The organism is Paenibacillus sp. RC73, assembly GCF_044908085.1.
Taxonomy (GTDB): domain Bacteria; phylum Bacillota; class Bacilli; order Paenibacillales; family Paenibacillaceae; genus Paenibacillus; species Paenibacillus terrae_A.
Genome location: NZ_JBIYCV010000004.1, coordinates 202,239 through 224,005, shown reverse-complemented (window position 1 = coordinate 224,005; position 21,767 = coordinate 202,239). Strand labels below are relative to the sequence as shown.

General features: G+C 49.8%; 19 protein-coding genes and 1 riboswitch. Of the genes, 2 read left to right on the top strand and 17 right to left on the bottom strand.

The features are described from left to right. Window positions 1-59 precede the first annotated feature (59 nt). The 8 genes from ABH897_RS10950 to ABH897_RS10915 form a co-directional block, all read right to left on the bottom strand. Entirely contained in the window at window positions 60-1,298 is a 1,239-nt protein-coding gene (locus ABH897_RS10950; RefSeq protein WP_404520308.1) for a glycosyltransferase family 4 protein, read from the bottom strand. Between the two features lie 533 nt (window positions 1,299-1,831). Next, window positions 1,832-3,100 (bottom strand): hypothetical protein, encoded by a 1,269-nt coding sequence (locus ABH897_RS10945; RefSeq protein ID WP_283654973.1) that lies wholly within the window; start codon window positions 3,098-3,100, stop codon window positions 1,832-1,834. Then, complete coding sequence (locus ABH897_RS10940; protein ID WP_283654972.1) at window positions 3,087-4,430, bottom strand: flippase; 1,344 nt, start codon at window positions 4,428-4,430, stop codon at window positions 3,087-3,089. Before ABH897_RS10940 ends, ABH897_RS10945 begins: the two co-directional genes overlap by 14 nt. Before the next feature lie 123 nt (window positions 4,431-4,553). Continuing rightward, entirely contained in the window at window positions 4,554-5,543 is a 990-nt protein-coding gene (gene gmd, locus ABH897_RS10935; protein WP_283654971.1) for a GDP-mannose 4,6-dehydratase, read from the bottom strand. 20 nt (window positions 5,544-5,563) lie between these two features. Continuing rightward, entirely contained in the window at window positions 5,564-6,502 is a 939-nt protein-coding gene (gene fcl, locus ABH897_RS10930; RefSeq protein WP_283654970.1) for a GDP-L-fucose synthase, read from the bottom strand. A 31-nt stretch (window positions 6,503-6,533) separates the two neighbouring features. After that, window positions 6,534-7,232, bottom strand: a complete 699-nt coding sequence (locus ABH897_RS10925; RefSeq protein ID WP_283654969.1) for a sugar transferase — start codon at window positions 7,230-7,232, stop codon at window positions 6,534-6,536. 86 nt (window positions 7,233-7,318) lie between these two features. Beyond that, the gene (locus tag ABH897_RS10920; RefSeq protein WP_283654968.1) at window positions 7,319-8,005 is read right to left on the bottom strand and encodes a CpsD/CapB family tyrosine-protein kinase; all 687 of its coding nucleotides are present in this window, start codon (window positions 8,003-8,005) and stop codon (window positions 7,319-7,321) included. Further along, the gene (locus ABH897_RS10915; protein ID WP_283654967.1) at window positions 7,986-8,735 is read right to left on the bottom strand and encodes a YveK family protein; all 750 of its coding nucleotides are present in this window, start codon (window positions 8,733-8,735) and stop codon (window positions 7,986-7,988) included. The genes ABH897_RS10920 and ABH897_RS10915 overlap by 20 nt, the downstream gene beginning before the upstream one ends. Before the next feature lie 309 nt (window positions 8,736-9,044). Here ABH897_RS10915 and ABH897_RS10910 point away from each other — a divergent pair, with 309 nt between their 5' ends. Further along, on the top strand, window positions 9,045-9,413 hold the full coding sequence (locus ABH897_RS10910; protein WP_044645213.1) for a helix-turn-helix domain-containing protein: 369 nt from the start codon (window positions 9,045-9,047) through the stop codon (window positions 9,411-9,413). Between the two features lie 54 nt (window positions 9,414-9,467). Here ABH897_RS10910 and ABH897_RS10905 read toward each other — a convergent pair whose 3' ends face one another. From ABH897_RS10905 to ABH897_RS10890, 4 genes are all read right to left on the bottom strand, one after another. Then, window positions 9,468-9,650, bottom strand: a complete 183-nt coding sequence (locus ABH897_RS10905) for a hypothetical protein (protein WP_283654966.1) — start codon at window positions 9,648-9,650, stop codon at window positions 9,468-9,470. A gap of 310 nt (window positions 9,651-9,960) precedes the next feature. Beyond that, window positions 9,961-12,249, bottom strand: a complete 2,289-nt coding sequence (locus tag ABH897_RS10900) for a PD-(D/E)XK nuclease family protein (RefSeq protein WP_404591895.1) — start codon at window positions 12,247-12,249, stop codon at window positions 9,961-9,963. 49 nt (window positions 12,250-12,298) lie between these two features. Further along, window positions 12,299-13,924 (bottom strand): glycosyl hydrolase, encoded by a 1,626-nt coding sequence (locus ABH897_RS10895; RefSeq protein WP_404520322.1) that lies wholly within the window; start codon window positions 13,922-13,924, stop codon window positions 12,299-12,301. Continuing rightward, window positions 13,905-13,985, bottom strand: a riboswitch (cyclic di-GMP riboswitch). It overlaps the preceding gene by 20 nt. Window positions 13,986-14,152: 167 nt before the next feature. Beyond that, a complete protein-coding gene (locus ABH897_RS10890; RefSeq protein ID WP_404591893.1) occupies window positions 14,153-15,529 on the bottom strand; it encodes a sugar phosphate nucleotidyltransferase in 1,377 nt (458 codons plus the stop codon). 245 nt (window positions 15,530-15,774) lie between these two features. Between ABH897_RS10890 and ABH897_RS10885 the strand changes: the two genes are divergently transcribed. After that, window positions 15,775-16,047, top strand: coding sequence for a hypothetical protein (locus ABH897_RS10885; protein WP_404591891.1), 273 nt, complete (start codon window positions 15,775-15,777; stop codon window positions 16,045-16,047). A gap of 92 nt (window positions 16,048-16,139) precedes the next feature. Here the strand turns inward: ABH897_RS10885 and ABH897_RS10880 are convergent, their stop codons facing one another. The 5 genes from ABH897_RS10880 to ABH897_RS10860 are packed head-to-tail and all read right to left on the bottom strand — an operon-like array spanning window position 16,140 to window position 21,758. After that, on the bottom strand, window positions 16,140-17,468 hold the full coding sequence (locus tag ABH897_RS10880) for a UDP-glucose dehydrogenase family protein (RefSeq protein WP_283654962.1): 1,329 nt from the start codon (window positions 17,466-17,468) through the stop codon (window positions 16,140-16,142). Between the two features lie 5 nt (window positions 17,469-17,473). Then, complete coding sequence (locus ABH897_RS10875; RefSeq protein WP_404520324.1) at window positions 17,474-18,574, bottom strand: glycosyltransferase; 1,101 nt, start codon at window positions 18,572-18,574, stop codon at window positions 17,474-17,476. 28 nt (window positions 18,575-18,602) lie between these two features. Next, complete coding sequence (locus ABH897_RS10870; protein ID WP_044645219.1) at window positions 18,603-19,751, bottom strand: glycosyltransferase family 4 protein; 1,149 nt, start codon at window positions 19,749-19,751, stop codon at window positions 18,603-18,605. Then, window positions 19,745-20,932 (bottom strand): glycosyltransferase family 4 protein, encoded by a 1,188-nt coding sequence (locus ABH897_RS10865; protein ID WP_283654961.1) that lies wholly within the window; start codon window positions 20,930-20,932, stop codon window positions 19,745-19,747. Before ABH897_RS10865 ends, ABH897_RS10870 begins: the two co-directional genes overlap by 7 nt. Further along, window positions 20,919-21,758 carry a glycosyltransferase family 2 protein gene (locus ABH897_RS10860; protein WP_283654960.1) on the bottom strand — a complete coding sequence of 280 codons (840 nt, stop codon included), beginning with the start codon at window positions 21,756-21,758 and terminating at the stop codon, window positions 20,919-20,921. The genes ABH897_RS10865 and ABH897_RS10860 overlap by 14 nt, the downstream gene beginning before the upstream one ends. Window positions 21,759-21,767 lie beyond the last annotated feature (9 nt).

Genomic DNA, 21,767 nt, shown 5'->3' with positions numbered 1-21,767 from the left:
ATCTGGGTTTGAAGCCTGTAGATGTACTGGAGGCCCCGTCTGTATGTTGATCTGTTTGCTCACGTGGCGGTCCCTCGTTCCTGCGTAGATTGCATGGGATGGTGCATAGGCTGCATCGGTTGTATCCGTGAGTGGCTTAGCATTTCTTCCGCAATACGATCCCACGACATACGCTCGACTGTAAGAAACGCCTGCTCCGCCATACTTTGTCTCAGCTCAGCATTGTCCAACAATTCAGAGACTCGACTCACCCATTCCTCCTCTGAAAAGCTTCTCAGGATCACTCCGCTCACCCCGTCCTCGATCAAGGTAACCGAGCCGCCATTTACCGAAGAGATAATCGGGACGCGAAACAGCATACTTTCCAGCAGAACCATACCGAAAATATCGTAATGAGTCGGAAACAGCATCGCATCCGCTGCTCCGTAAATCTGCCACAGATGGCGCTGCTCCACTCTTGAAAAATGCAAAATACTGTCCGTCAGCCCAAGCTCATGTGCATAGGCCCAATAGCGATCCGTATCCGCCTTACGTCCATCCCCGACCATTAACAAAAGGCAACTGGGATGCTTTTGAAGTACCTTTTTGAACACGCCTAGCATAAAACGTATATTTCTCCGCTCCTCCAGCACGCCGACATACAGTAGCACCGGACGATCCCCGAGCCGCCTCAGCTCATCCGCGACCTCAGGATTTTTCTCCCGGCCTTCGCTTTTGTCGTTGCCGCTGTTGTCATTGTTCTCATTGTTGAACTTTCCCTCCACCTTGCTGCGGTCCAGTCCGACTCCAAGGGTGACGACGTTGTGAAAGCCTTTATCCTCCAGATAGCGCTTGGCAAGATCGGATTTGACAAAGGTACAGCGTAGAGACTTTGCCACCTTCGGCAGTAGCAGGGTATCGTACAATCTTCGGATCAGCGCATGTGTGTTATCGCGGTACGGGCCATGATACAGCACCAGCTTTTCGGGACATTTGCGGGAAAGCAGATAAGTCATGATCTGGTTGTATTCTGTGGAAATGACCCAATCATAAGCAGCCAAAAACGAATGATTGAGGACATCCCTGTAGATGCTGTTGCTCAGGAACTTAAACCCGTGGAGCCAGATGATGCGCAATGTGCAGCCTTCGTGACGGTATACCTGCTCCAGATGGGTTTCCTTGTGGTCGTTGTAGTAGACAATGTCGCAATCGAAGCCTTTCCGAACGAGTGCTTTGCCCAAGCCGACTTCCTGCAAATTGTATGAGGCCCCGTTCACCTTGCTGGCAAAATTGCGAAGATACAATATTTTTTGAATCATCATTAGACTCCTGCCATTTCATATTGGGTGAGTTATGGGGCGCGGAGGGTTTAGAGACCGCTGCGCACTCCATTTGATCTTCCGATCGCTGTTGCAGTGGGATTCTTGGATGATATAAAACATTTCAAGGTAAGAATCCCACTGCAAAGGCGAACGCTATCGCTTCTTCAGATTCAAATGGACCGCTCCGCTGCTAACCGCCGTGTCCATAAAGTCACCCTAATTTAAAAAAAGGGAACTTAGGGCATGAAGTGCCCCCGCTGCGCGGGTTACGCGGGCGGATGCACGCAGCCGTAGACTACGCTGGGATGCGTGTCCGAGAGAAGTTCACGGCGATAGGCGAAGCTATCGCCGGGCGGCTCTTACCTTCCCCCACCCTATGGGCTGGGGGAAATTCTTTTTGGCGGCGGCGGGAAGTAGCGGAGGGTAGGATTTGAATCTGTAGAAGCGAAGCGTTCGCCTTTGACGTGGGATTCCGCCCCCTATAGGGGCTTATTCAATCAGGGAATCCCGCGTCAACAGCGATCGGAAGATCAAATCCTGCTCGAAGCGGCCTCCCCCCTCCAAACCGAACTTTCCCCCTGCCCCTGCCTTTCCTCCATCATCTGCATATTAAAATGGTCCGCTCCTTTAAGCTGGGCAGCCGCCATATCTGACACCAATGTCACGCTCGACTCCATCGGGACAAAGCGGTATTTGTAGGCCGTAAGCCGATGGTCCGTTTCGTGAAATAAAATATCCTGCGCGTAGTTGCCCCAACGATCCTTGGGCATCAAGTCAATCGTCATACCGGCATGTGCGGAGGGCAGCAGCATATTGGAGCCGTGAATGCCGATCACCAATCGGCTGGCTGCGTACACCTCGCATACCCTTAGCTCGCTTTCCCGGTCGAAGCGTGCGACACGTTCGTCCGTAATCCATGCCGGGAAGCTCCCGGTGCGACCCAATCCGGCGACTGTAAAACGATAATCCGGAAAGGATTCCCGCAGCCTGCGGAACAACTGGATAATTTTACTGCGCTGATGATAAATCAGCGGTTTGAGCCAACGCTTGAGCTGCGGAAATTTCTGCACCGCCCGTGCGATATGATGGCTGCCGCTCCACAAGCGGTCTTCCCTCCATACGAAGGTAATGCGCGGCTCCGACTCGCGCCCCTCCTCATAACGGGGGATGCCCGTAAACTGCTCTATATCGAACTGACTAGGGTGTGAATACGCCGGACTGACATAGACCTCATCAAAGCGTACCAGTTCCTCTATCATCCGATGATGCAGCACCGGATAAAAGTTGCGGGCCTTGCTGAATGGCACATCTACTGTCCAGATTTCAGCCACACATGCGGGAACCATCCACTCCAGCGATTTTTGCACAATAACGACGATACCCAGCTCCGGCGATTGTTCGTATTCCCGCTGCACATTCAGCAGCTTGAGCAAAGCGTGACCATACAAATAATCAATCGTATTGACGATGATGATTCGCTTAAAGGGTTTCATTTTATGCACAGTCATGCCAACCGCCAAATCATAGGAAGGACTGAGCAACGCTTGCCGCAAGGGCTCTCCGAGCCATTTTCTCGATTTCGCATCTCCGGTTAGTGTATAGTTAGGCATTTCTACCCGATAGGGTGAATACGTCGCATGCCCGACCCGCATATCCTCGATATATTCACGTCCACAGCCCTCACACCAAGTGCTGACACATACATGAATTCCCTGCCACAGCACCTCTCCGCCCCGTACCTTACCTCCACAATGCGGACATTGTCCCTCATGCTGAACAAACGGTTTAATGGGTATCATGATTGTTCTCTCCAACTTTCGGTACTGTAATATGAACACGCCAGAAGGTCAGGATCGACTTCATCATCCAGCCCAAATTGGCTTTTACTTCTTTAAATAGCAAATCTAATAGAAATACAGATATCGTAAAAGACAAGATGGTCGCCACCAACGAACCTCGAACACCAAGTAACGGGATAAGCGCATAATTTAAAGCCACATTCGTCACCGCACCCACGATCGAGGTCAGCAGCGTATATTTGAACAAATTTTCATTCGTGATAAACAAGCTTTTGGCAACACTGAAATTGGTGAAAAACAAACGAATCGCAAACAGCGACAGCAACGAGCCTGCCTCGGTAAATTCCTGCCCATACAGCACGACCACCACCCATTGGGACAGAAAAAATAATGGTATTGAGGTCACAAGAAAGCAGATAAACATCAGCCGATACACGTTGGACAACGTCTGTCTGTATTCGTCGCTCCCTTTCATCTTGGAACGGGTCACCACCGGGGCATATGCTGTGGTAAGAACGACCGGAATGAAGCCCAGCACTTCAATAAGACGGAGCGCAACAGAATATTGCCCCACCGCCGCATCCCCCAGCATCTCGCCGATAATGACCTGATCGATCCGTGCCTGTACATATACAGCGGAGGATGACAAAATAAGCGGCCAACTGTGATTCATGATTCGTCGTGCTGTGGTTAGGCTGAACGTCCACTTGTGCATACGCCGTTCTTCCTTACGGAAGAAATACAGCAGAATCAGACTTCCCAGCAGAAACTCGCCATGAGCGCACAGCGCCACCACCCATATGGGGACACCGGACAGCAATAAAATGATTTTAACGGTGGAGCTGAGGACAAAGGCTGTGTTCTTGGCAATGACGGTGTATTTGGACAACATTTGCGCCCGGAACCAGTAGTCGATGATATCAAACAACTGAAACACCGAGGCTGTTGCCAGGATCAGATTGATCAACCGTACGGAACTATCCTCCGGTCTGAGCAGCGAAATGAAGGAGCATGACAAGACAATGGCTACCAAAGTACCCGCCAGCTTCAGCAGAATCGCCGTACCCAATAACTCCTGCTCATCCTTGGGGTCCTTGACGAGATCGCGCACCAATATAGAATCAAAGCCAAGAGTCGTGAAAATCAGAAACATCCCGAAAAAAGATTCCGCATAATTCCACTTCCCCAGCTCCTCCGGTCCGAGCACTCTCGCCATGATAATGCTGACCGCCAGCCCAAACACCATGCGGATCATCTTGTCACCGAACAGCCAAGACGTATTCGCCAGCAGACTTCTGCGCGATTTGGCGCGATTTTTGACTAATGTCATAAGCTCTACTCCATCTTGGAAAATGACCTTTCGCACGGCTCCATAGCATGCTGTTCTGCCGATGCGACTACAATAATGTACAGCGAAGAGACCTCCCGGCCAGGCGGGCGGTCCCTCCATGTCTTACACGACGACGGAAGCTTCGACCGCAGCCTGCCTTTTTACCCGCTCCAAGTCTGTATCCACCATCATATGAATGAGCTGTTCGAAGTCTACTTCCACTCGCCAGCCCAGCTTTTCCTTTGCTTTGGCGCAATCGCCGAGCAGTAGATCTACCTCTGCCGGACGGACGAACTGAGGATCAATGACGACATAATCCTCATAGTTCAGACCTGCATGGGAAAAGGCAATTTGCAGCAGTTCGCGGACGGAATGCATTTCTCCCGTTGAAATGACGTAATCATCCGGTTGATCCTGCTGGAGCATCATCCACATTGCCTTAACGTAATCCCCCGCAAAACCCCAGTCCCGCAGCGAATCCAGATTCCCCATGCGCAGCTCCTGCTGCAAACCCAGCTTGATACGGGCTACAGCGTCCGTCACTTTGCGTGTTACAAACTCCAGCCCACGGCGGGGCGATTCATGATTGAACAAAATGCCTGAGCATGCAAACATATCAAAGCTTTCGCGGTAGTTCACCGTGATCCAATGACCGTACACTTTGGCGACACCGTAAGGGCTGCGCGGGTAAAATGGGGTCGTTTCTGTCTGCGGCGTCTCCAACACCTTGCCGAACATCTCACTGCTCGACGCCTGATAAAAGCGCGTGTCCGGCTTGGCAATCCGTACCGCCTCCAGCATATTGGTGACGGATAGCGCTGTAATCTGCCCGGTAGCCAAGGGCTGCGGCCATGAGGCCGCGACGAAGGATTGGGCAGCCAGGTTATAGACCTCATCCGGGTCAGACTGACGCACGGCTTCGATGAGCGAAGCCAGATCGGTCATATCGCCGGAAAGCCAATGAATGTCATTCTGGATATGTGCCACATTTTCAAAGTTCGGCGTACTGGTGCGTCTGCGTACCCCGTACACCTCATAATCTTTGGACAGCAGCAACTCGGCCAGATAAGATCCGTCCTGTCCGGTAATCCCTGTGATCAGCGCTTTTTTCATTCCTATTCCTCCACCGTTTTTTATTGTTCAACCAGATCCAGACCTTGAAATGCCTGATACACAGACCTTAATCCCTCTTCCAGTGAAATACGCGCCGACCAGCCCAGCCCGGAAATTCGGGACACATCCACCAGCTTGCGCGGTGTGCCATCGGGAGCGGACGTGTTAAAGGTAATTTCCCCCTCATAACCGACGACTTCCTTCACCCGTTCAGCCAGCTCCCGGATGGAAATATCCTCCCCAACGCCGATGTTCACAATCTCATTTCCCTCATAGCTATTCATCAGGAACAGACAGGCTTCCGCCAAATCATCCGAATGAAGAAATTCACGGCGTGGTGTGCCGGAGCCCCATACTTCGACTGTCGGGGACTGATTCAGCTTGGCTTCGTGAAACTTGCGGATGAGCGCAGGCAGCACATGAGAGGTCTGGAGATCAAAATTGTCGCCTGGACCGTACAAATTCGTAGGCATCACCGAAATAAAACGGGTTCCATATTGACGGTTGTAGGACTGGCACATTTTAATCCCGGCGATTTTAGCGATAGCATAGGCTTCATTCGTAGGCTCCAGCTCACCTGTGAGCAGATATTCCTCCCGCAACGGCTGCGGGGCAAATTTGGGATAAATACAGGTCGACCCAAGAAATAGCAGCTTGCTTATATTCGTCCGGTATGCCGCGTCTATCACATTCGTCTGGATGAGCAGATTGTCACGGATAAAATCGGCCGGGTAATCGTTGTTCGCCAGAATCCCACCAACCTTGGCTGCTGCCAAAAACACATAGTCCACCGACTCAGTTTCGAAAAAGCGGTCTACAGCCTCCTTGTTGCGCAGATCCAGCTCGCTGCTTGTGCGAGTGATCAGGTTACGGTAGCCTGCTTTGCTCAATGCCCGAACAATGGCGGAACCCACCAGTCCGTTGTGCCCTGCTACATATATGTTGGAATGAAGATCCATGCTTTCCCCTACCCTTCCTGTTGGAGTGAATTTAATATGCATCGTTGGAGCCCAATAGCACCCGGAACGTTTTCAGCATGATGATAATATCCGTGCGTAAACTGCGTCTGGATATGTATTCCAGATCCAGCTCTACCATCTGGTTAAAGCTCAGATGATTACGACCGCTGACCTGCCATAGGCCGGTACAGCCTGGCGTAACCGTCAGACGCAGCTTATCCCTTACCGTATAATCATCGACTTCTCTGGGCAGCGGGGGTCTGGGCCCTACCAGACTCATCTGCCCACGTAGTACATTCAGCAGTTGCGGCAGCTCATCAATGCTCGTTCTGCGGAGGAAGCGCCCAATACGGGTGATGCGTGGATCATCCCGCATTTTGAACATTGCACCTTCGATTTCATTTTCCAGCAGCAGCGTGGACAATCTGTCCTCGGCATCGGACACCATGGAACGAAATTTGATCATGCGAAACGGCCGCTCATTTTTACCAATACGAACTTGATAAAATAACGCGCTTCCTCTCGGGTCCTCCAGCTTAATCAGCAAAATCACGAGCAGAAATACCGGGCACAGCACGATTAATCCAATGAACGACAGCATGATGTCCATACTTCGCTTCACGAACGGATATACGCTCAATCCTTGCCGACGTTCAAGCCCATGAGCGGCCGAATACACTTCCACTGATGTACTCAAAGCTTCGGCCTCGTTCGAGTGGGAAGAAGACACTGCTCATCACCTCAGTTTCCGATTGATAAGTATTATTTATTCATTGTTAAAAGAATTTTATTAACTCTCATTTCCCTCCTTTCTGTTCATGTCAGGTTGCGTTCCTCCATGCCGCGCTCCGCACGAGTATCCGACCGTTTCACGTTGTTGAGCACCACGCCCAAAATACGTGCCTTTACTCTTTCCAAATTGGCTTTCGCTTTCTTGACGAGATCCTTTTTGACCTTCCCTGCCTGCACCACCAAAATTACTCCGTCACACATGGCGCTTATAATGAGGCCATCTGGAAAGGACAACAATGGCGGCGTATCCATTAAAATCACATCATAATGCTCCTTCAGCTCAGACATTAGAGCGTTCATTCTGCGGGAACTGAGCATTTCGGACGGATTCGGCGGAGTCGGTCCGGCTGTAATGGTATACAGATGATCGATCCCTGTTTCCTGAACCACTTCCTGCCATGGCTGCTGGTTGGCAAGGACACGCGTCAGACCGGTATGGTTACGCAAGCCGAACATGTGGTGCAAGGAAGAGCGGCGCAAATCCATGTCCATGACCAGCACCTTTTTCCCCTCTTGCGCATACGTTACAGCCAAATTGCTAATCGTGACCGTCCTGCCTTCACCCGCCTGAGCTGATGCGACCATCATAACCTCAATCGGCTCATCTACAGAAGAAAACTGGATGTTCGTGCGAAGCATACGGTACTCCTCCGAAACAGGAGATTGGGCATGCAGGGATGTGACGAGCTGGTTATTGATTAATCGCGGCATATTGTCCTTCACCTACCTGTTTGGGAGTTGTAGCTGAACCGTCGGAGCGTTTGTCTTCTTTTTTCATTTTCGTAATCAGGGACAGGGTAGGCAGGCCGAGTTCTTTTTCAACATCCTCTTCATTTTTAAAGGTATCGTCCAGCACTTCCAGCAAAAACGCCAAGCCTATACCCAGCAACAAGGAGGCGGAAAAAGCAATAAGCATCTGTATAGCGGGATTACTGTTCACAGGAACAGCCGGTTCAGTCAGACTGGCTTCGCTTAGAATCGTGACGTTGTCCATTTTCATGATAGAGGGAATTTGTCGTTTGAATACTTTGGCTACCGCATTTACGGTTTTGACAGCCTTCGTATACGATAAATCACGGATTGTTAAATCCATGACCTGTGAATCACCTGCGGTATTTACTCTTAGTTTTTGCGTCAGAGCTGACGGAGTGACCTTGAGATCGGGGAAGCTGGCGACCACCTGGTCCATAATTGCCGAGGACATCATAATTTGCTTATAGGAGTTCGTTAAGGCTATATTCGTTTGAACGACACTGTAATCGACGACACCCGCACGATCCGGCCTTGGCGTCTGGTTGATAATAAGCTTCGCTGTCGCTTCATAAATCTGAGGGGTAAAATATACATTTTTCACACCCACCACAGCACATACCAACAATACGATACCGCTAATCAACCATATTCTTTTTTGGATCATACGAATGTACTCTTTCAGCTGCACAAGACCAGTCCTCTCTGATTGACTTGTTTTCGATGCAATGACGCTTGTACTGATCCTCTGCATAGCATGACCATATAATCTATAGTAAAATGTTGTATAATAGCGCATAGAGGGTCTAGCCAGCGAATAAGCACAAGTGCTAAACCATCGGTGGCCTCCCAGGGTATATGAACGATAACATATGGTTAAAACTATAAAATATAGATACGTTATGTATCTTACATAACTAATTTATGATACAAAACGTATCTTGTCAAGCGTAAACTTGCTTTTTTTCTTTCTCAACCTTGCATTCAGGAGGAATATCAGATGAATTATGGCACCCGCATCGCTGAATTACGGGAATATAAGGGATTAAAACAAGAGGAACTAGCACAATCCCTCGGAATTACGCGGGCGGCTCTTTCTCACTATGAAAAAAACCGGCGCAAGCCAGATTTTGAGATACTGACCAAGCTTGCAGACATTTTCGGGGTATCCATTGATTACTTGGTAGGACGCACTAGCCATCCGGCAGCAATTTTGGATTCAGCTGTGAGGGAATTTGTGGACCAGTTGGAGCTGTCCGATGAAGATATCCTGCAACGTTTTAATTTGACCATTGATGGACGAACTTTGTCTGAGGAAGAAGCCAAGCGTTTTATCGCGTTTGTCCGCATGGAACGAATGATGGAATAAAGAAGGGTGGGAGCCGGTTCACTCCTATTTTAAGCAGTACCGGCAACCGGTATTTTACAAGCTCTTATCCTTTCGGTCCTTGGTTCCGTCAGCTTCGCTCTGTAGACAATGCGGCATTGTGATGCCGCATTGAAGCAAAATATCCCGGATGTCCAAGTGGACGACAGGTTTGTCTGCTTTCCGTTCGTTGTTTCGTAGAAGAGGGTTGTCCATTCCTGATTCAGTCTCCTTGTTCATTCGGCACTTACCTCACTTTATCATTCTTGGTCACTGGAAAGAGAATCCCCACAAACCATGTATGTATAGTTATGAGCAAAACTATTATATATGAATACATACCTGTAATGTTGTCGTCTTATGGCGAGAAAATTAAAGGATTTTCGGATTTTCTTCTGAAATATACGCAATGAACTTCCAAATCAGAACCATTTACAGATAAAAAAGAACCTGTCAGGTCCTACTTTCTCCTGATAGGTTCTTTGGCATTCTATTTTCGGTTGCATGTAAGGTATTCTTCGACGCTGGTCCTACTCTGTATCTGTCCTGATTAAGCGACCTCGGCCGCCGGGGACACTTGGGTGCCCCCAGTCGCTCGGACTTTGTAAGCGTAGTGACTTCCGGCTTTCACCGTGTGGTCCGTATACGCGCTTCCCACTACTTCCGATGCAATCACCTGATACGCCCCGTTTGTCCCGTCCGCACGCAGTACATCATAGGCGGATACGCCTTCTGCCTGAAGCCAATTGATCTTTACCGCGCCTTCCTGAACAGAGGCGGCCTTCACCTCTGTAGGAGCCGAAGCTGCGGTCTGATCTGTACTTTTCAGTTCCAGAATGTATTGCACCGACTCTCCGGGACCCAGCTTTTCTTCAAAATCAAGGGCAGGCGAAGCCTTGAGTCCGGATATGGAACGCTGTGCCTGGCTGTACGTAGAGCCAGCTCCGAAGCGTTCACCCGTGTACAAACCGGCTTTCGGCATCGTCACCCGTACACGGATCGTCTGTGCTGTGGATTCAAAATTCACCAGGTTCACTAGCAATTTGTCCGAGGTGGCCCCACTGCCAGCCAGCGGTTTAAGCTTAGACGTATCCACTGTACGGACATAGACCATCTTATCCTTCGTTTCCTCCGGATTCAGGACCGTATAAGTCAATGGTTTCCCGTGTGTGGCATAAGCCAGACTCAAGCGTCTCATGATGTTTACACGGCTGTCCTGCCCTTGTCCGAACGGATAAATTTCCGTATTCGCCGGATTGTGATTTTGCAGGTCAAAGCCGGTTTTAAACAGCGTGTAGTCCTTATAAAAAGCAGCATGCTGGATAAACATATCGGCAAAACCGATCTGCGAACGCATAATCCGGTCGAATGCTGCTGCTTGTGGCTGACTGGCCCCGTAATCAGGGTTGTCCCGATGCGTATCGTTCGTACCAAACTCCGTATTCAGCATCTTCTTCTCCAGCCCGTTGCTTGAACCGCCGAAGGTTTTCAGATTTTGAACGAAGCTGCCCCCGCCCTCTTCATTATACGATTCGCCGTAGGCGTGCCCGTTAGTCAGGTCGGTGACATCCTCCAGCTGTTTACGTTGTGCCGGGTCCCGCTCCCATCCATCCGGATCGCCGCATTTCAGCGTACCTCCGGTTTGGTTTTTACAAGCCTTGGTCGAATACGTCGGCCAGTAGGCCCAGCCCGGCGCTACCGTTTTGAGATGTGGCGCCAATTGCTTACCTTCCGTATTCAGCCACTTGGCCACGGCCAGATTGACTGCTTTCGAGCGGTTAAACAATCCCGGTTCATTATCCACTTCATAATATTGCAGGTATGAACCATATTTTTTTACATAATCGCGCAATTTCTGCTTGGCCGTCTCCGGCAGGGAGCCGTCTTTTTGCAGCTTGATATCGCCCGTATATAAATACAAAGCCGACGATTGCATATTATACTGCTTCAACGTTTGATAGTACTCTTCCACGTCTGTGCATGCCTTGTTCACATTACTAGCGCATGTGACTCTCATGACATTGCCGCTATATGCAATTCCCAGCCATTTGAGAACGTATGGTAAATGTTTTACTGCACCCTGATCATAATAAAATTCTTTATTGTTCACATTCGTTCCGGTCAGTATATATTTACCGTGTATCGGCTCAGTCGCAGGTGAAGCTAACGTCTCCAAGCTCAAGTCATCCCAAGTCCACCACACATTTTTATCTTCAGCAGAGGAGCAGTATAGGCAGCGCGCTGTCTTTAGCTTGAGTACGTTAACACCGCTTTGCAATTGCTCTTTGGGGATATACAGCTCGTAGTTGTTTTTGAAATTATATGCACTGCCTGTGCCGGAAACCCCGGCAATCTGAATGATACCGGACAGCTGATGATTTGAAAATACAGCCATTTGGGGAACGGCTTTGCCCGCATCCAAAATCCGTACACGGAATATCATCCCGTTGGGAGGAACCTGATCCAGCTTGTACTGGAGTGATAGTTCAGGATTCATGGACGCATTTAAACCGGGAGGAATATCTCCACTGCTGAGCAATACCGGAGCCGTTGTACTCTCTGCTATGGACATCGCTGACGATGCTCCTTTAGCAGACGACTCGGTGGAGGCCGCCGAAATATTGACATTGTCCTTACCGACCATACCTTTAAATTCTGCTGAAGAGTCATCCCGCTGACCGAGTTTCCATACCGGACTGGCCGCCGCTACTTTAATCGTCTGAAGTTCTTCACTCTTGGGAGGCGTATGAATAAACCAGGCGATCATCGCTATAGCTGCGACCCCCAGCAGCCCGGCCAATAATACTATATACCTTTGGGTCAACCATTTTTTCATCATTGTGCTCCACCCTCTCTCCTCAAAATTTTTGGCGGGGAAAGAGTATATATCAAGGAAGAAACAAAGCGTTGCCGGGAATTACCGCTTTCGCTTCATGCTGACTTTCCCACATCAGACGTGCCATTGCGTCGCCTTTTTCATCATAATATTCAACTTTCAAATCTGCCATTTTGCCTGCTTGCAAGGTAATGCTGCCCTTGCGTTCTGTCCAGCTTTGTTTGAACCAGCTATCAATAACCAGCTTGCCGTCTACCCATACACGAATGCCATCATCGGATATCGTGGTAAGCGTATAGGTCTCACTATATTGCGGCTTGATTTTGCCCGTCCAGCGGACCGAGAACTGATCAGCCTTCACCTCGGGATCAGGCGAGGCCGCACGCCAGTTATAATCCAGCTTACTGTCTGTACGAACCAAAACAGCGGTGCCGTCCAGATCCATGCTGTTAAAATATTCACCCCGCAGCCCGTTCACGTAGACCATATCCGGAACGGAAGGCGGGGCTGGTTTACTTACCACTGGCGGAGCCGGAGTTGGATCGTTTGGCCCCGTGTCCGGTACGGTCGGTAGCTCCGTCTCAGGTTCTTTCATCGCAGCTAACCCTTTTTTCACATCATCCCGCGTCAAGCTTGTCGAATCATTCATATAATCCTGAATCTGATCCGTCGTGTTATTTTCGGTCAGCATCTTGCCCCAGGTCATGGAATACACCCATTTTGGCTGAGCCTGCATCACCTCGGGACTGGGCACCTCACCGTGTTCCCCAATGGCAATCGGCTTATTCCGTGCCAGTCCGAGCAGTCCTTCGTAATGGCTTTGCTTAAAATCATGGTTGTAAATGTCTACAGCCAAAATATCCACTTTGTCATCCCCCGGATATTTCGGGGTATATGGAACAGTGTACGAATTAGGCGCGTTCGGACTCCATACCCACAGCAGATTGTTCAGTTGATGCGTGTTTACAAAACGGTCATACATGATATTCCAGAGCTGATTGAAATTGTTTTTGTTTCCCCACCAGAACCAGTCGCCGTTCATTTCGTGGTAAGGTCTCCATAATACTGGAACGCCTGCATCACGAAGCTGCTTTAACGATACAGCGACCTTATCCAGATCGGCAATGAGAAGATTATACTGCGTAGTACCCGGCGTCACGTATTTATTGAACTCCGCCTGGCTTACTTTCGCCTGCACATTGGCCCAAGTCAGTGGTTTACCCGGCAGCGGTTCATGATAAGTCATCGTAACCATTCCGCCAGCTCTACTCCAACGTATGGCGCTATCGATGACATTTTTACGTTGCGCTGCCTCCGTAGCGGCGGACTGGCCGGAGATGGCTCCCATCTCGTAGCCATGTACACCAGCATACGCCTTACTGATTTTCTGGACCTTGTTGCTTAATTCATCCGGACTTTCCAAATAATCATGTTGACCTGTGACCATCTTTTTTCCCGAGATGCTGATCAAATAGTTGTATAGTTCACGGGCCTCAGCAGAAGCGTCCGAATTAACAGGCTGTAATGTGGCAGCATTCGCCACGGACAGAGATTCACCAAAACCGGCGGGCAACAAGGAAAAAAGCATAACAACGGGGAGTACACTGCGTATCAATCGATACACAGGGGTAAAATAGGGGCTCACTCTCGCTCTTCCTTTCGGTAGCCAGGCTGCCATCCTCACGGAAGGCCCTTTAGCTTTGCGTACCTGCCTTTCAACAGGGCTGCGTTTATCGTGGAAGGAGTTTGGATTCCTTCTTACCCTAAGTATCGACTTTTTTTTACCAAAATTTAATAGGTCATGTTCATGAATTTACAGATTTTCGCGTATTTTCGACAGTTCGGGCTAAAAAACTTCATAAATGAGTCCTTTTTTTATCTTTCAGGATGGTTGCAAGATGCTCATTTATGAAATAAACTGGTGACGGGAAATTTCATCCCAATCCATGCAAAAACGGACAATATCCTCTTCGATCAACTCAGAACCTGTCTGTACCTCGATCAATTCCACATCGGTCACGGCTAAAATGCTATGCTTCGTCCCTTCTGGAATGCGAACCACATCACCAGCCTTCACCTTATGCAGCTTTTCATTCAAAATAATTTCCGCTTCACCGCTAATAATGGTCCAAATTTCACTCCGTTTGAAATGAAGTTGGTAGCTGATATTTTTGCCTTGCAGCACACGGATTCGCTTGGTCAATACCTCGTTGCCCTCGTCATACTTCACATAATCCACTACCCGATAATGACCCCAACGGCGCTCTTCGTACATTGGACGCTGATTATGAGCCTTGAGCACTTCCTTGATGCGCGGACTTTCCGCCTTATTGGTCACAAGGATGCCATCCGGGCTGGCAGCTACGATCAGATCATTCGTTCCGATGATCGCCACGGGGATATCCAGTTCGTTGATAAGGCTCGTATTGACGCAATCCTCCGTTACTACGCCTCTGCCCACTTGCTGATGGGACATTTCTTCCGTTAAGGTGTTCCAGGTACCTAAATCCTTCCAGAATCCATCATATGGAAGAACAACGATATCCTTCTCCTTCTCGACTACCTCATAGTCAAAGCTGATTTTTTCCAGAGAAGAATATTGCTTTTGCATTTCTTCATAGTTCAACGGCAATCCTTTGGATGCCAAGATATCGAGCAAGTAACCCAATTTGAATGCAAAAACCCCGCAGTTCCATAGAGCATTGCGTTCCATCAGACGCTCCGCCTGCTCCCGGTCGGGTTTCTCTTGAAAATGGCTCACTTCGCGGTAGCCTGTGCTACCTTGTGTGGCATCATTTTTAGGTATAATGTAACCATATTTCTCAGAAGGATAGGAAGGGACAACCCCGATTAACGCAAGCTTGCCTTCACTCTCCTGAAGAGTATGTTCCAACTGGGCAACTGTAGCAAAGAAAGCATCCTCTACATAGGGATCTACCGGCAATATAGCAACGATTTCATCGGGTGAAACACCCACGATGGAATATAGATAAGTGGCTGTTAACGCAATCGCGGGAAAAGTATCTCTTCGTTCCGGCTCAACAATGATGCGCGTATCCTGCCCAACCTGACTCTGAATCATTTCAACCTGCGCTCTCCCTGTTGCAATAAACGAGGATTCGGACAAGCCGTTATCCCCCAGTTGTCTCCACACCCGCTGCACCATAGATTCCGAATTACCCTCCGGACTCTCCAGCACCTTCAAAAATTGTTTGGAACGGGAATCGTTGGACAAAGGCCATAATCTCTTACCGGAACCACCAGACAAAAGTACGAGCTTCATAACTCTCCACTTCCTCTCTAATTTGGGTAGGTGATCGGATGGGCAAGGTCGAGTAGCCCGCTACGGGATGGATTTGATCTTACGATCGCTGTTGCCGTGGGATTCTTTGGATTGTGTAAGACATTTAGATGTAAGAATCCCACTAAGCTAATGCTTCCGATGCGAGCTTTCCTTTGGAAAGCTTTCAAGCGAACGCTCCGCTTCTCCAGCTTCAAATCCATCCCTGCGCTACTCAAATATGCATCATGCCAATCATACCGTTTATTGCAAAAAGCACGACCGGACGATTCATGTCCGGTCAGCCTGTAAAGACGCTCGCGCGCCCGGCGCAGCCGCATGGCGCCTTAATCCGAAGGAGCGGTACCACCCGCGCCGCTCCTTCGGATACGCCCTTCCTACCTCCCCCCCATAAGGTGGAGGTTAAAAATTGTGACTCCACGGCGGAAAGCAGCGAAGCGGGCAGAATTGTTCTGAAGAAGCGGCAGCGTTTGCCTTTATCCCCGGATTTTAACCTTTGAATGTTTTACACAATAAAGAAAATCCGGGGGTAACAGCAATCGGAAGAACAATCTGCACGCGTAGCGTCTCCAAAACCACCACAGTCACTTTTTTAAGCTTCCACCTTATCCCGATTCCACCCACTCATCCGCGGACGACCCACGGAATAGTATTCCAACCCCGAGCCTTGAATCTGCTCCTCCGTAAATACGTTACGACCGTCAATCAGGACTGGCTTGTGCAGAATGGAAGACAATTGTAAGAGATTGACGTTTTTGAACTCTTCCCAATCGGTCAGCAGGCAGACCGCGTCGCTTCCCTCGGCAGCTTGCTGCGGGGAGGAGCACCATACAATATTCGGATGATCCACGCGCTCCTTGAATTTTTCCATTGCAATCGGATCATACAGCTTCACAATAGCACCTGCCTGAACCAGCGTTTCAACGATTTCCAGTGCCGGAGCCTCGCGGATATCGTCTGTATTCGGCTTGAAGGCCAAGCCCCAAATGCCAATCGGCACGCCGTGCAGCTGACCCAGCGATTCACGCAGCTTGGATACGATCATGAAACGCTGGTCAGTGTTAACCTCGACCACCGATTTTAACAGCTTAAATTCATAATCCACATTACCCGCAATTTGGATGAGCGCATTCGTGTCTTTCGGGAAGCAAGAACCACCGTACCCGATCCCAGCTTGCAGGAAAGAGGACCCGATTCGTTTGTCCATCCCCATACCGTCAGCCACACAGGTAACATCCGCGCCTACCTTTTCGCAAATATTGGCGATTTCGTTGATAAACGAGATTTTGGTCGCCAGAAATGCGTTGGACGCGTATTTGATCATCTCTGCACTGCGGATATCCGTTACATAAATTTTATCCGTGAACACCTGATGCAGCGAAACCATCGTTTCACGCAGCCCCGTGTTGTCCAAACCGATAATGATGCGATCTGGATGGAGTGTATCATTGATAGCAGAGCCTTCTCTCAGAAATTCCGGAGCGGATACAATATCGAAGGACAAACTCGTATGACGGGCCAGCACGTCCTTGATCTTTTCGTTCGTTCCGACAGGCACCGTGCTCTTGGTCATTATAATTTTATACCCGTTCATGGCCTTCCCGACATCAGCAGCAGCCTGCTCAATGTAGGACAGATTAGCTTCACCGTTAGCCAGAGACGGCGTACCTACCGCCAAAATAACGATATCCGAGCGGCGAACCGCGTCGGCCAAATCCGAAGTAAACTCCAAACGACCCGCTTCCAGATTTAACGCGATCAATTCCTCAATGCCAGGTTCATAAATAGGAGATTCCGCCCGGTTCAGCATGTCGATTTTGTGCTGCTCCAGATCGACACAAATCACCTCATTACCTTTATGTGCAAAACACACGCCCGAGACGAGTCCAACGTATCCAGTACCGATTACAGCCAGCTTCATTCCGTTCATCCTCCTTTTAGAAAGTTCACATAGGCTTGCTCTACATACTTTTTGAAATGATCCTTGAACGTATCTTCATCAAATTTGCGTGCATGGCTAATGATACCGTCCACATCCCATGCATGCTGCTCGACATTGGCGACCGCCTCCAGCACATCCTCTACCTGATGTCTGCGGAAAAATACACCATTCACATTAGGGACAATGGTATCCAACGCTCCCCCGCCCTGATAAGCGATAACAGGCCGTCCGGCTGCATTCGCCTCCAGAGGCGTGATACCGAAGTCCTCTTCCCCCGGAAAAACGAGCGCACGGCATTCTGCCATCAGCTTGTTGACCTCTTCGTCTTCAAGTCTGCCAAGAAACTCAATGTTCGGGGAGGCCATGCCTTCCAGTCTTTTGCGATCCGGTCCTTCACCGACAATGCGCAACTTGAGACCATTGCGCTTGAATGCCTCAATCGCCAGGTCAACGCGCTTGTAGGACACTAACCGGGATACGATCAGGTAATAGTCACCGATGCTTGTAGCACGTTGGAAACGGGATGTATTAACAGGAGGGAAAATGACATCCGACTCCCGTTGGTAATAGTGCAGGATTCTCCGTTTGACGACCGAAGAGTTGGCGACAAATTGGTTTACGTTGCGAGAAGTTTTGGCATCCCATGTTTTCAACCGATTCATGTAAAGCTTTAGCATGCTTTTGAGCAGGTTGGATTTGGACTGCCGGGCCATATATGTATCGTAATCCCAGGCAAACCGCATCGGTGTGTGACAGTAACAAATGTGAAACGTATGTTTAGGTACCTGGATGCTTTTCATAAATGCGCTGCTGGAGCTTAACACAATGTCGAAATCCCTAAAATCAAAATCACGGATAGCGATGGGGTACAGCGGCAGCACTCCTTTGAAATTGGCCTTCACTCCCGGGATGTTCTGTAGCCAGGTGGCTCTAATATCTGCATCCTTCAAGTTGTTCGACAGGCGGTCGTCGCTGAACACCGTTGTGAAGATTGGAGCCTCCGGATACATATCGTGGAATACCTCTACCACCCTTTCCGCTCCGCCCATTTGGATTAAGTAATCGTGTGCTATCGCTATTTTCATCTGAATCATCCTTTAACGCGAATGTCGGTCAGACTCCTGCCAACAAACCCTTATAGTAATGAACTATATCCTTAACCGTGTTCTCGATAACAAAATGCTTCTTGACCCGTTCCATCCCTTTATCGCCCATTTGCTGACGTTCCTGTGGATGCTCCAGCATCCAGCGGATGGCTTCTTCCAGCTTGGCCGGATCACCCGGTTCAATAAGTAGCCCGGTTTCGTTCGGTACGACGGTTTCCCTGGGTCCACCCTCATTCGAAGCAATCACCGGCAGCCCTGCGGCCATGCCTTCAATAATGACCTGCCCGAACGGCTCCGGTGTGATGGAGGTGTGAATCAGCAGATCACAACGCTGCATCAAGCCCTGAATGTCATCGACGTGTCCAAGTAAATTGACGTTGTCTAATCCGTATTCGCGCATCGTGGATTCCAGACGGCGTTTGTATTCCTCTTCGCCGAAGAGCGCATCTCCAGCCAGCCAAAATTTCACACGCTTATCCGGTAAAAAAGAGCGCGCCGCTTCCAGTAAAATGTGCTGTCCCTTCCACTCTGCCAGTCTACCGACCAACACGACGTTAAACGAGTCATCGTCACGTGAATTTGCAGTCGCATCACGGGCTGTAATCGCTTTGGCAAATGCCGAGTAGACGACGAGCGTCTTTTTGTCCGGGGGCAGCTCCAGCGCACTCAGCGTGGACTTGGAATTGGCAATGACGCCGTTGGGCAAAAAGCGGGACATCAGCCGTATGCCTTTGGCCACAATCGGCTTCAGGTACGGCGGACCGATATGGTCACGGATATGCCAGATCAACGGCACCTTCGCTGACTTCGCGGCTACGGCGCCGTAGAACGCTGACTTGAGCGAGTTCGTGTGAACACACACGACCTTTTCCTCGCGCAGCAAAGGCGCAAGCTTTTTCCCATAAGCCAACAGTCGGTAGGCTGCCGCAGGCGCACCCAGATTGACGGCATTCCGCCCCCGATTGCGAATGGAATCATCCAGTGGAACGATACGTACATCAATGTTGCGCTGCCGAAGACGATCGGCCAAATCGCCTTCCTCCGCCAAAATCACGAGCGGGTCGATATGTTCCCCGATGTTCGTCAGTATGTTATACAACGCAACTTCGCCACCGCTCCATCTTGCCGTGTGGTCGATATAAGCTATTCTCAGCATTTTGCAGCCGCCTTTCTGTCAAGGACCTGCCGGAACACATCTTCCACCTGCTCCGCCACATGTCCCCACGTATATTTGCTCAGGACATGGTCCCTGCATTCCCGTGCGTTGGGAAGGGCTTCGCGGTTATCCAGCACACGCAGCAGTCCTTCCGCAATGGCTTCGCTGTCCGTTCCCCGGAACAACAGCTCCGGACGGAATCCACTTAAAATTTCCCTGTTGCCGCCTACAGGAGTCGCCATCACTGGCAACCCCGAGGCCATCGCCTCCACCGTAATCAGGCCGAAGCCCTCCAGTGCCTGTGTCGGCACAACGAACATATTCGATGCCTGATGATACAGGGGGAGTTCCTCATCCGATACATATCCAAGCAATCTCACATGATTATGAAGATTGTATTCTGCCACCTTGGAAGCCAGTTCCTCCATCAGAGGTCCCTTCCCCCCAATCAGCAGCAGATGATCAGGATGACGCTCGGTTACCCGCCGCCATGCTTCCAGCAGCTGTAGCAGTCCCATTCGGTTAACAAGACGACGGACGGTCAGCACAATCGTCGCATTCTGTGGCAAATTCAGCCGTTCCCGCACCATCCCCCGATCCTCTGCCGGATGGAACCTCTCTACATTCGCCGCACCGGGAATGATATGGATTTTGCTGAGTGGAACCTTATAATGCTCATGCAGAATATCCCGAAAGGTTTCGCTCAGCACTACAAATTTGTCCGCCAGACCATAAGCCTTCATTTCAATGGATTTGGCCAACGTTGTTTTCAGCAGATGCTTGAGGCCTTGCCCTTCAATCTTCATTTCCTCCGTCCATGGGCCGTGGAAGGTGGTGACTACCGGAATTCCCCGTTTTTTCGCCTCCAGCGCCGGGCCGACACCATAGGGGGCAAAATGGGAGTAGAGCACATCTATCGGCTGCTTGTCGAACAGCGTTGCTGCATATTTTTGCATCAGCTCTCGACGCTTCCAGATGGATTGCTGCTTGCTGCCAATTGAATGAATTCGGATATTTTCAGGTACTTGCGGCTTCTCATCGCTACAGATTAAAGCATCCAGCGTATTTTGCTCCGCCAGTTGCTCACAGATGGATTTGAAGTACGTGTTTAATCCGCCGGGCTGCAAGGACGGCCAGCTAAGCCCTGTTGCTGCAATGCGAAATCCGTTATTGTACGACATAGCTGGTTTCTCCTTTCTGCTCGGTCTGTCCGTCTTCCACAATCTCTATTTTTTTTCGCCGCTTCGTCAGCTCATAATGCTTGAAGCAGACCAGAAACTCGTACATTACCCAAAAGACCGCTACTGCAAAACCTGCCAATCCCTTGCGGTATAAGCCTTGGACAAAATACTTCTGCACAAAGCGGGCCGGAGGTCGCAACAACAGCCTGGAAATCCGAAAGGATCTGCCTTTGTTAAAGGCCGTCTCAGCTTCGAGGTCCGTATACTTGTTAAAACGGGTCATATGATCACTGATACTGCGGAAGCCGTAGTGCCATAACACACCCTCCAGTTTAATGATCTGGGAAGAGGCTACATCCGGCATTTCATGAACAAGACTATTCGTAATGCCGTAAATACGCCGATTGTACAGACGAACCAAATGCTCGCCTTTGTTCATCCATTTGCCCAGAAAATCACCAATTCGAAACACAGAATATGCTTTGGCCGGATCATGGAGTGTTTCCTTGACCTTCAACAAATCTCCAAGAAGCTCCGCATCTACAACCTCGTCCGTATCAATCAGGAAAATCCAATCAAATTCGGCTTTTTCAACACCAAACATGCGCTGCTTCGCATAACCGGGCCATGGGTTGGAAAACACCCGACAGCCCAATGATTCAGCTACCTGAATCGTATTGTCCTTGCTCCCTCCGTCAATGACGACGATATCGTCCGCAAAGGGCTTGCAGGATTTAATGGCGGCTGTGATTCGAGTGCCATCATCCTGAGCGATAATAACTACGGATATCCGGTTGTCCGCGGGAACGCTAGACATGTGGTTCATTAGGGGGTG

Bases quoted from the DNA above. Each gene is read 5' to 3' on its own strand.
- ABH897_RS10950 (WP_404520308.1), bottom strand. From the start codon at position 1,298: ATGATTCAAAAAATATTGTATCTTCGCAATTTTGCCAGCAAGGTGAAC.
- ABH897_RS10945 (WP_283654973.1), bottom strand. From the start codon at position 3,100: ATGATACCCATTAAACCGTTTGTTCAGCATGAGGGACAATGTCCGCAT.
- ABH897_RS10940 (WP_283654972.1), bottom strand. From the start codon at position 4,430: ATGACATTAGTCAAAAATCGCGCCAAATCGCGCAGAAGTCTGCTGGCG.
- gmd (WP_283654971.1), bottom strand. From the start codon at position 5,543: ATGAAAAAAGCGCTGATCACAGGGATTACCGGACAGGACGGATCTTAT.
- fcl (WP_283654970.1), bottom strand. From the start codon at position 6,502: ATGGATCTTCATTCCAACATATATGTAGCAGGGCACAACGGACTGGTG.
- ABH897_RS10920 (WP_283654968.1), bottom strand. From the start codon at position 8,005: ATGCCGCGATTAATCAATAACCAGCTCGTCACATCCCTGCATGCCCAA.
- ABH897_RS10910 (WP_044645213.1), top strand. From the start codon at position 9,045: ATGAATTATGGCACCCGCATCGCTGAATTACGGGAATATAAGGGATTA.
- ABH897_RS10905 (WP_283654966.1), bottom strand. From the start codon at position 9,650: ATGAACAAGGAGACTGAATCAGGAATGGACAACCCTCTTCTACGAAAC.
- ABH897_RS10900 (WP_404591895.1), bottom strand. From the start codon at position 12,249: ATGATGAAAAAATGGTTGACCCAAAGGTATATAGTATTATTGGCCGGG.
- ABH897_RS10895 (WP_404520322.1), bottom strand. From the start codon at position 13,924: ATGGCAGCCTGGCTACCGAAAGGAAGAGCGAGAGTGAGCCCCTATTTT.
- ABH897_RS10890 (WP_404591893.1), bottom strand. From the start codon at position 15,529: ATGAAGCTCGTACTTTTGTCTGGTGGTTCCGGTAAGAGATTATGGCCT.
- ABH897_RS10885 (WP_404591891.1), top strand. From the start codon at position 15,775: ATGCCAATCATACCGTTTATTGCAAAAAGCACGACCGGACGATTCATG.
- ABH897_RS10880 (WP_283654962.1), bottom strand. From the start codon at position 17,468: ATGAAGCTGGCTGTAATCGGTACTGGATACGTTGGACTCGTCTCGGGC.
- ABH897_RS10875 (WP_404520324.1), bottom strand. From the start codon at position 18,574: ATGAAAATAGCGATAGCACACGATTACTTAATCCAAATGGGCGGAGCG.
- ABH897_RS10870 (WP_044645219.1), bottom strand. From the start codon at position 19,751: ATGCTGAGAATAGCTTATATCGACCACACGGCAAGATGGAGCGGTGGC.
- ABH897_RS10865 (WP_283654961.1), bottom strand. From the start codon at position 20,932: ATGTCGTACAATAACGGATTTCGCATTGCAGCAACAGGGCTTAGCTGG.
- ABH897_RS10860 (WP_283654960.1), bottom strand. From the start codon at position 21,758: ATGAACCACATGTCTAGCGTTCCCGCGGACAACCGGATATCCGTAGTT.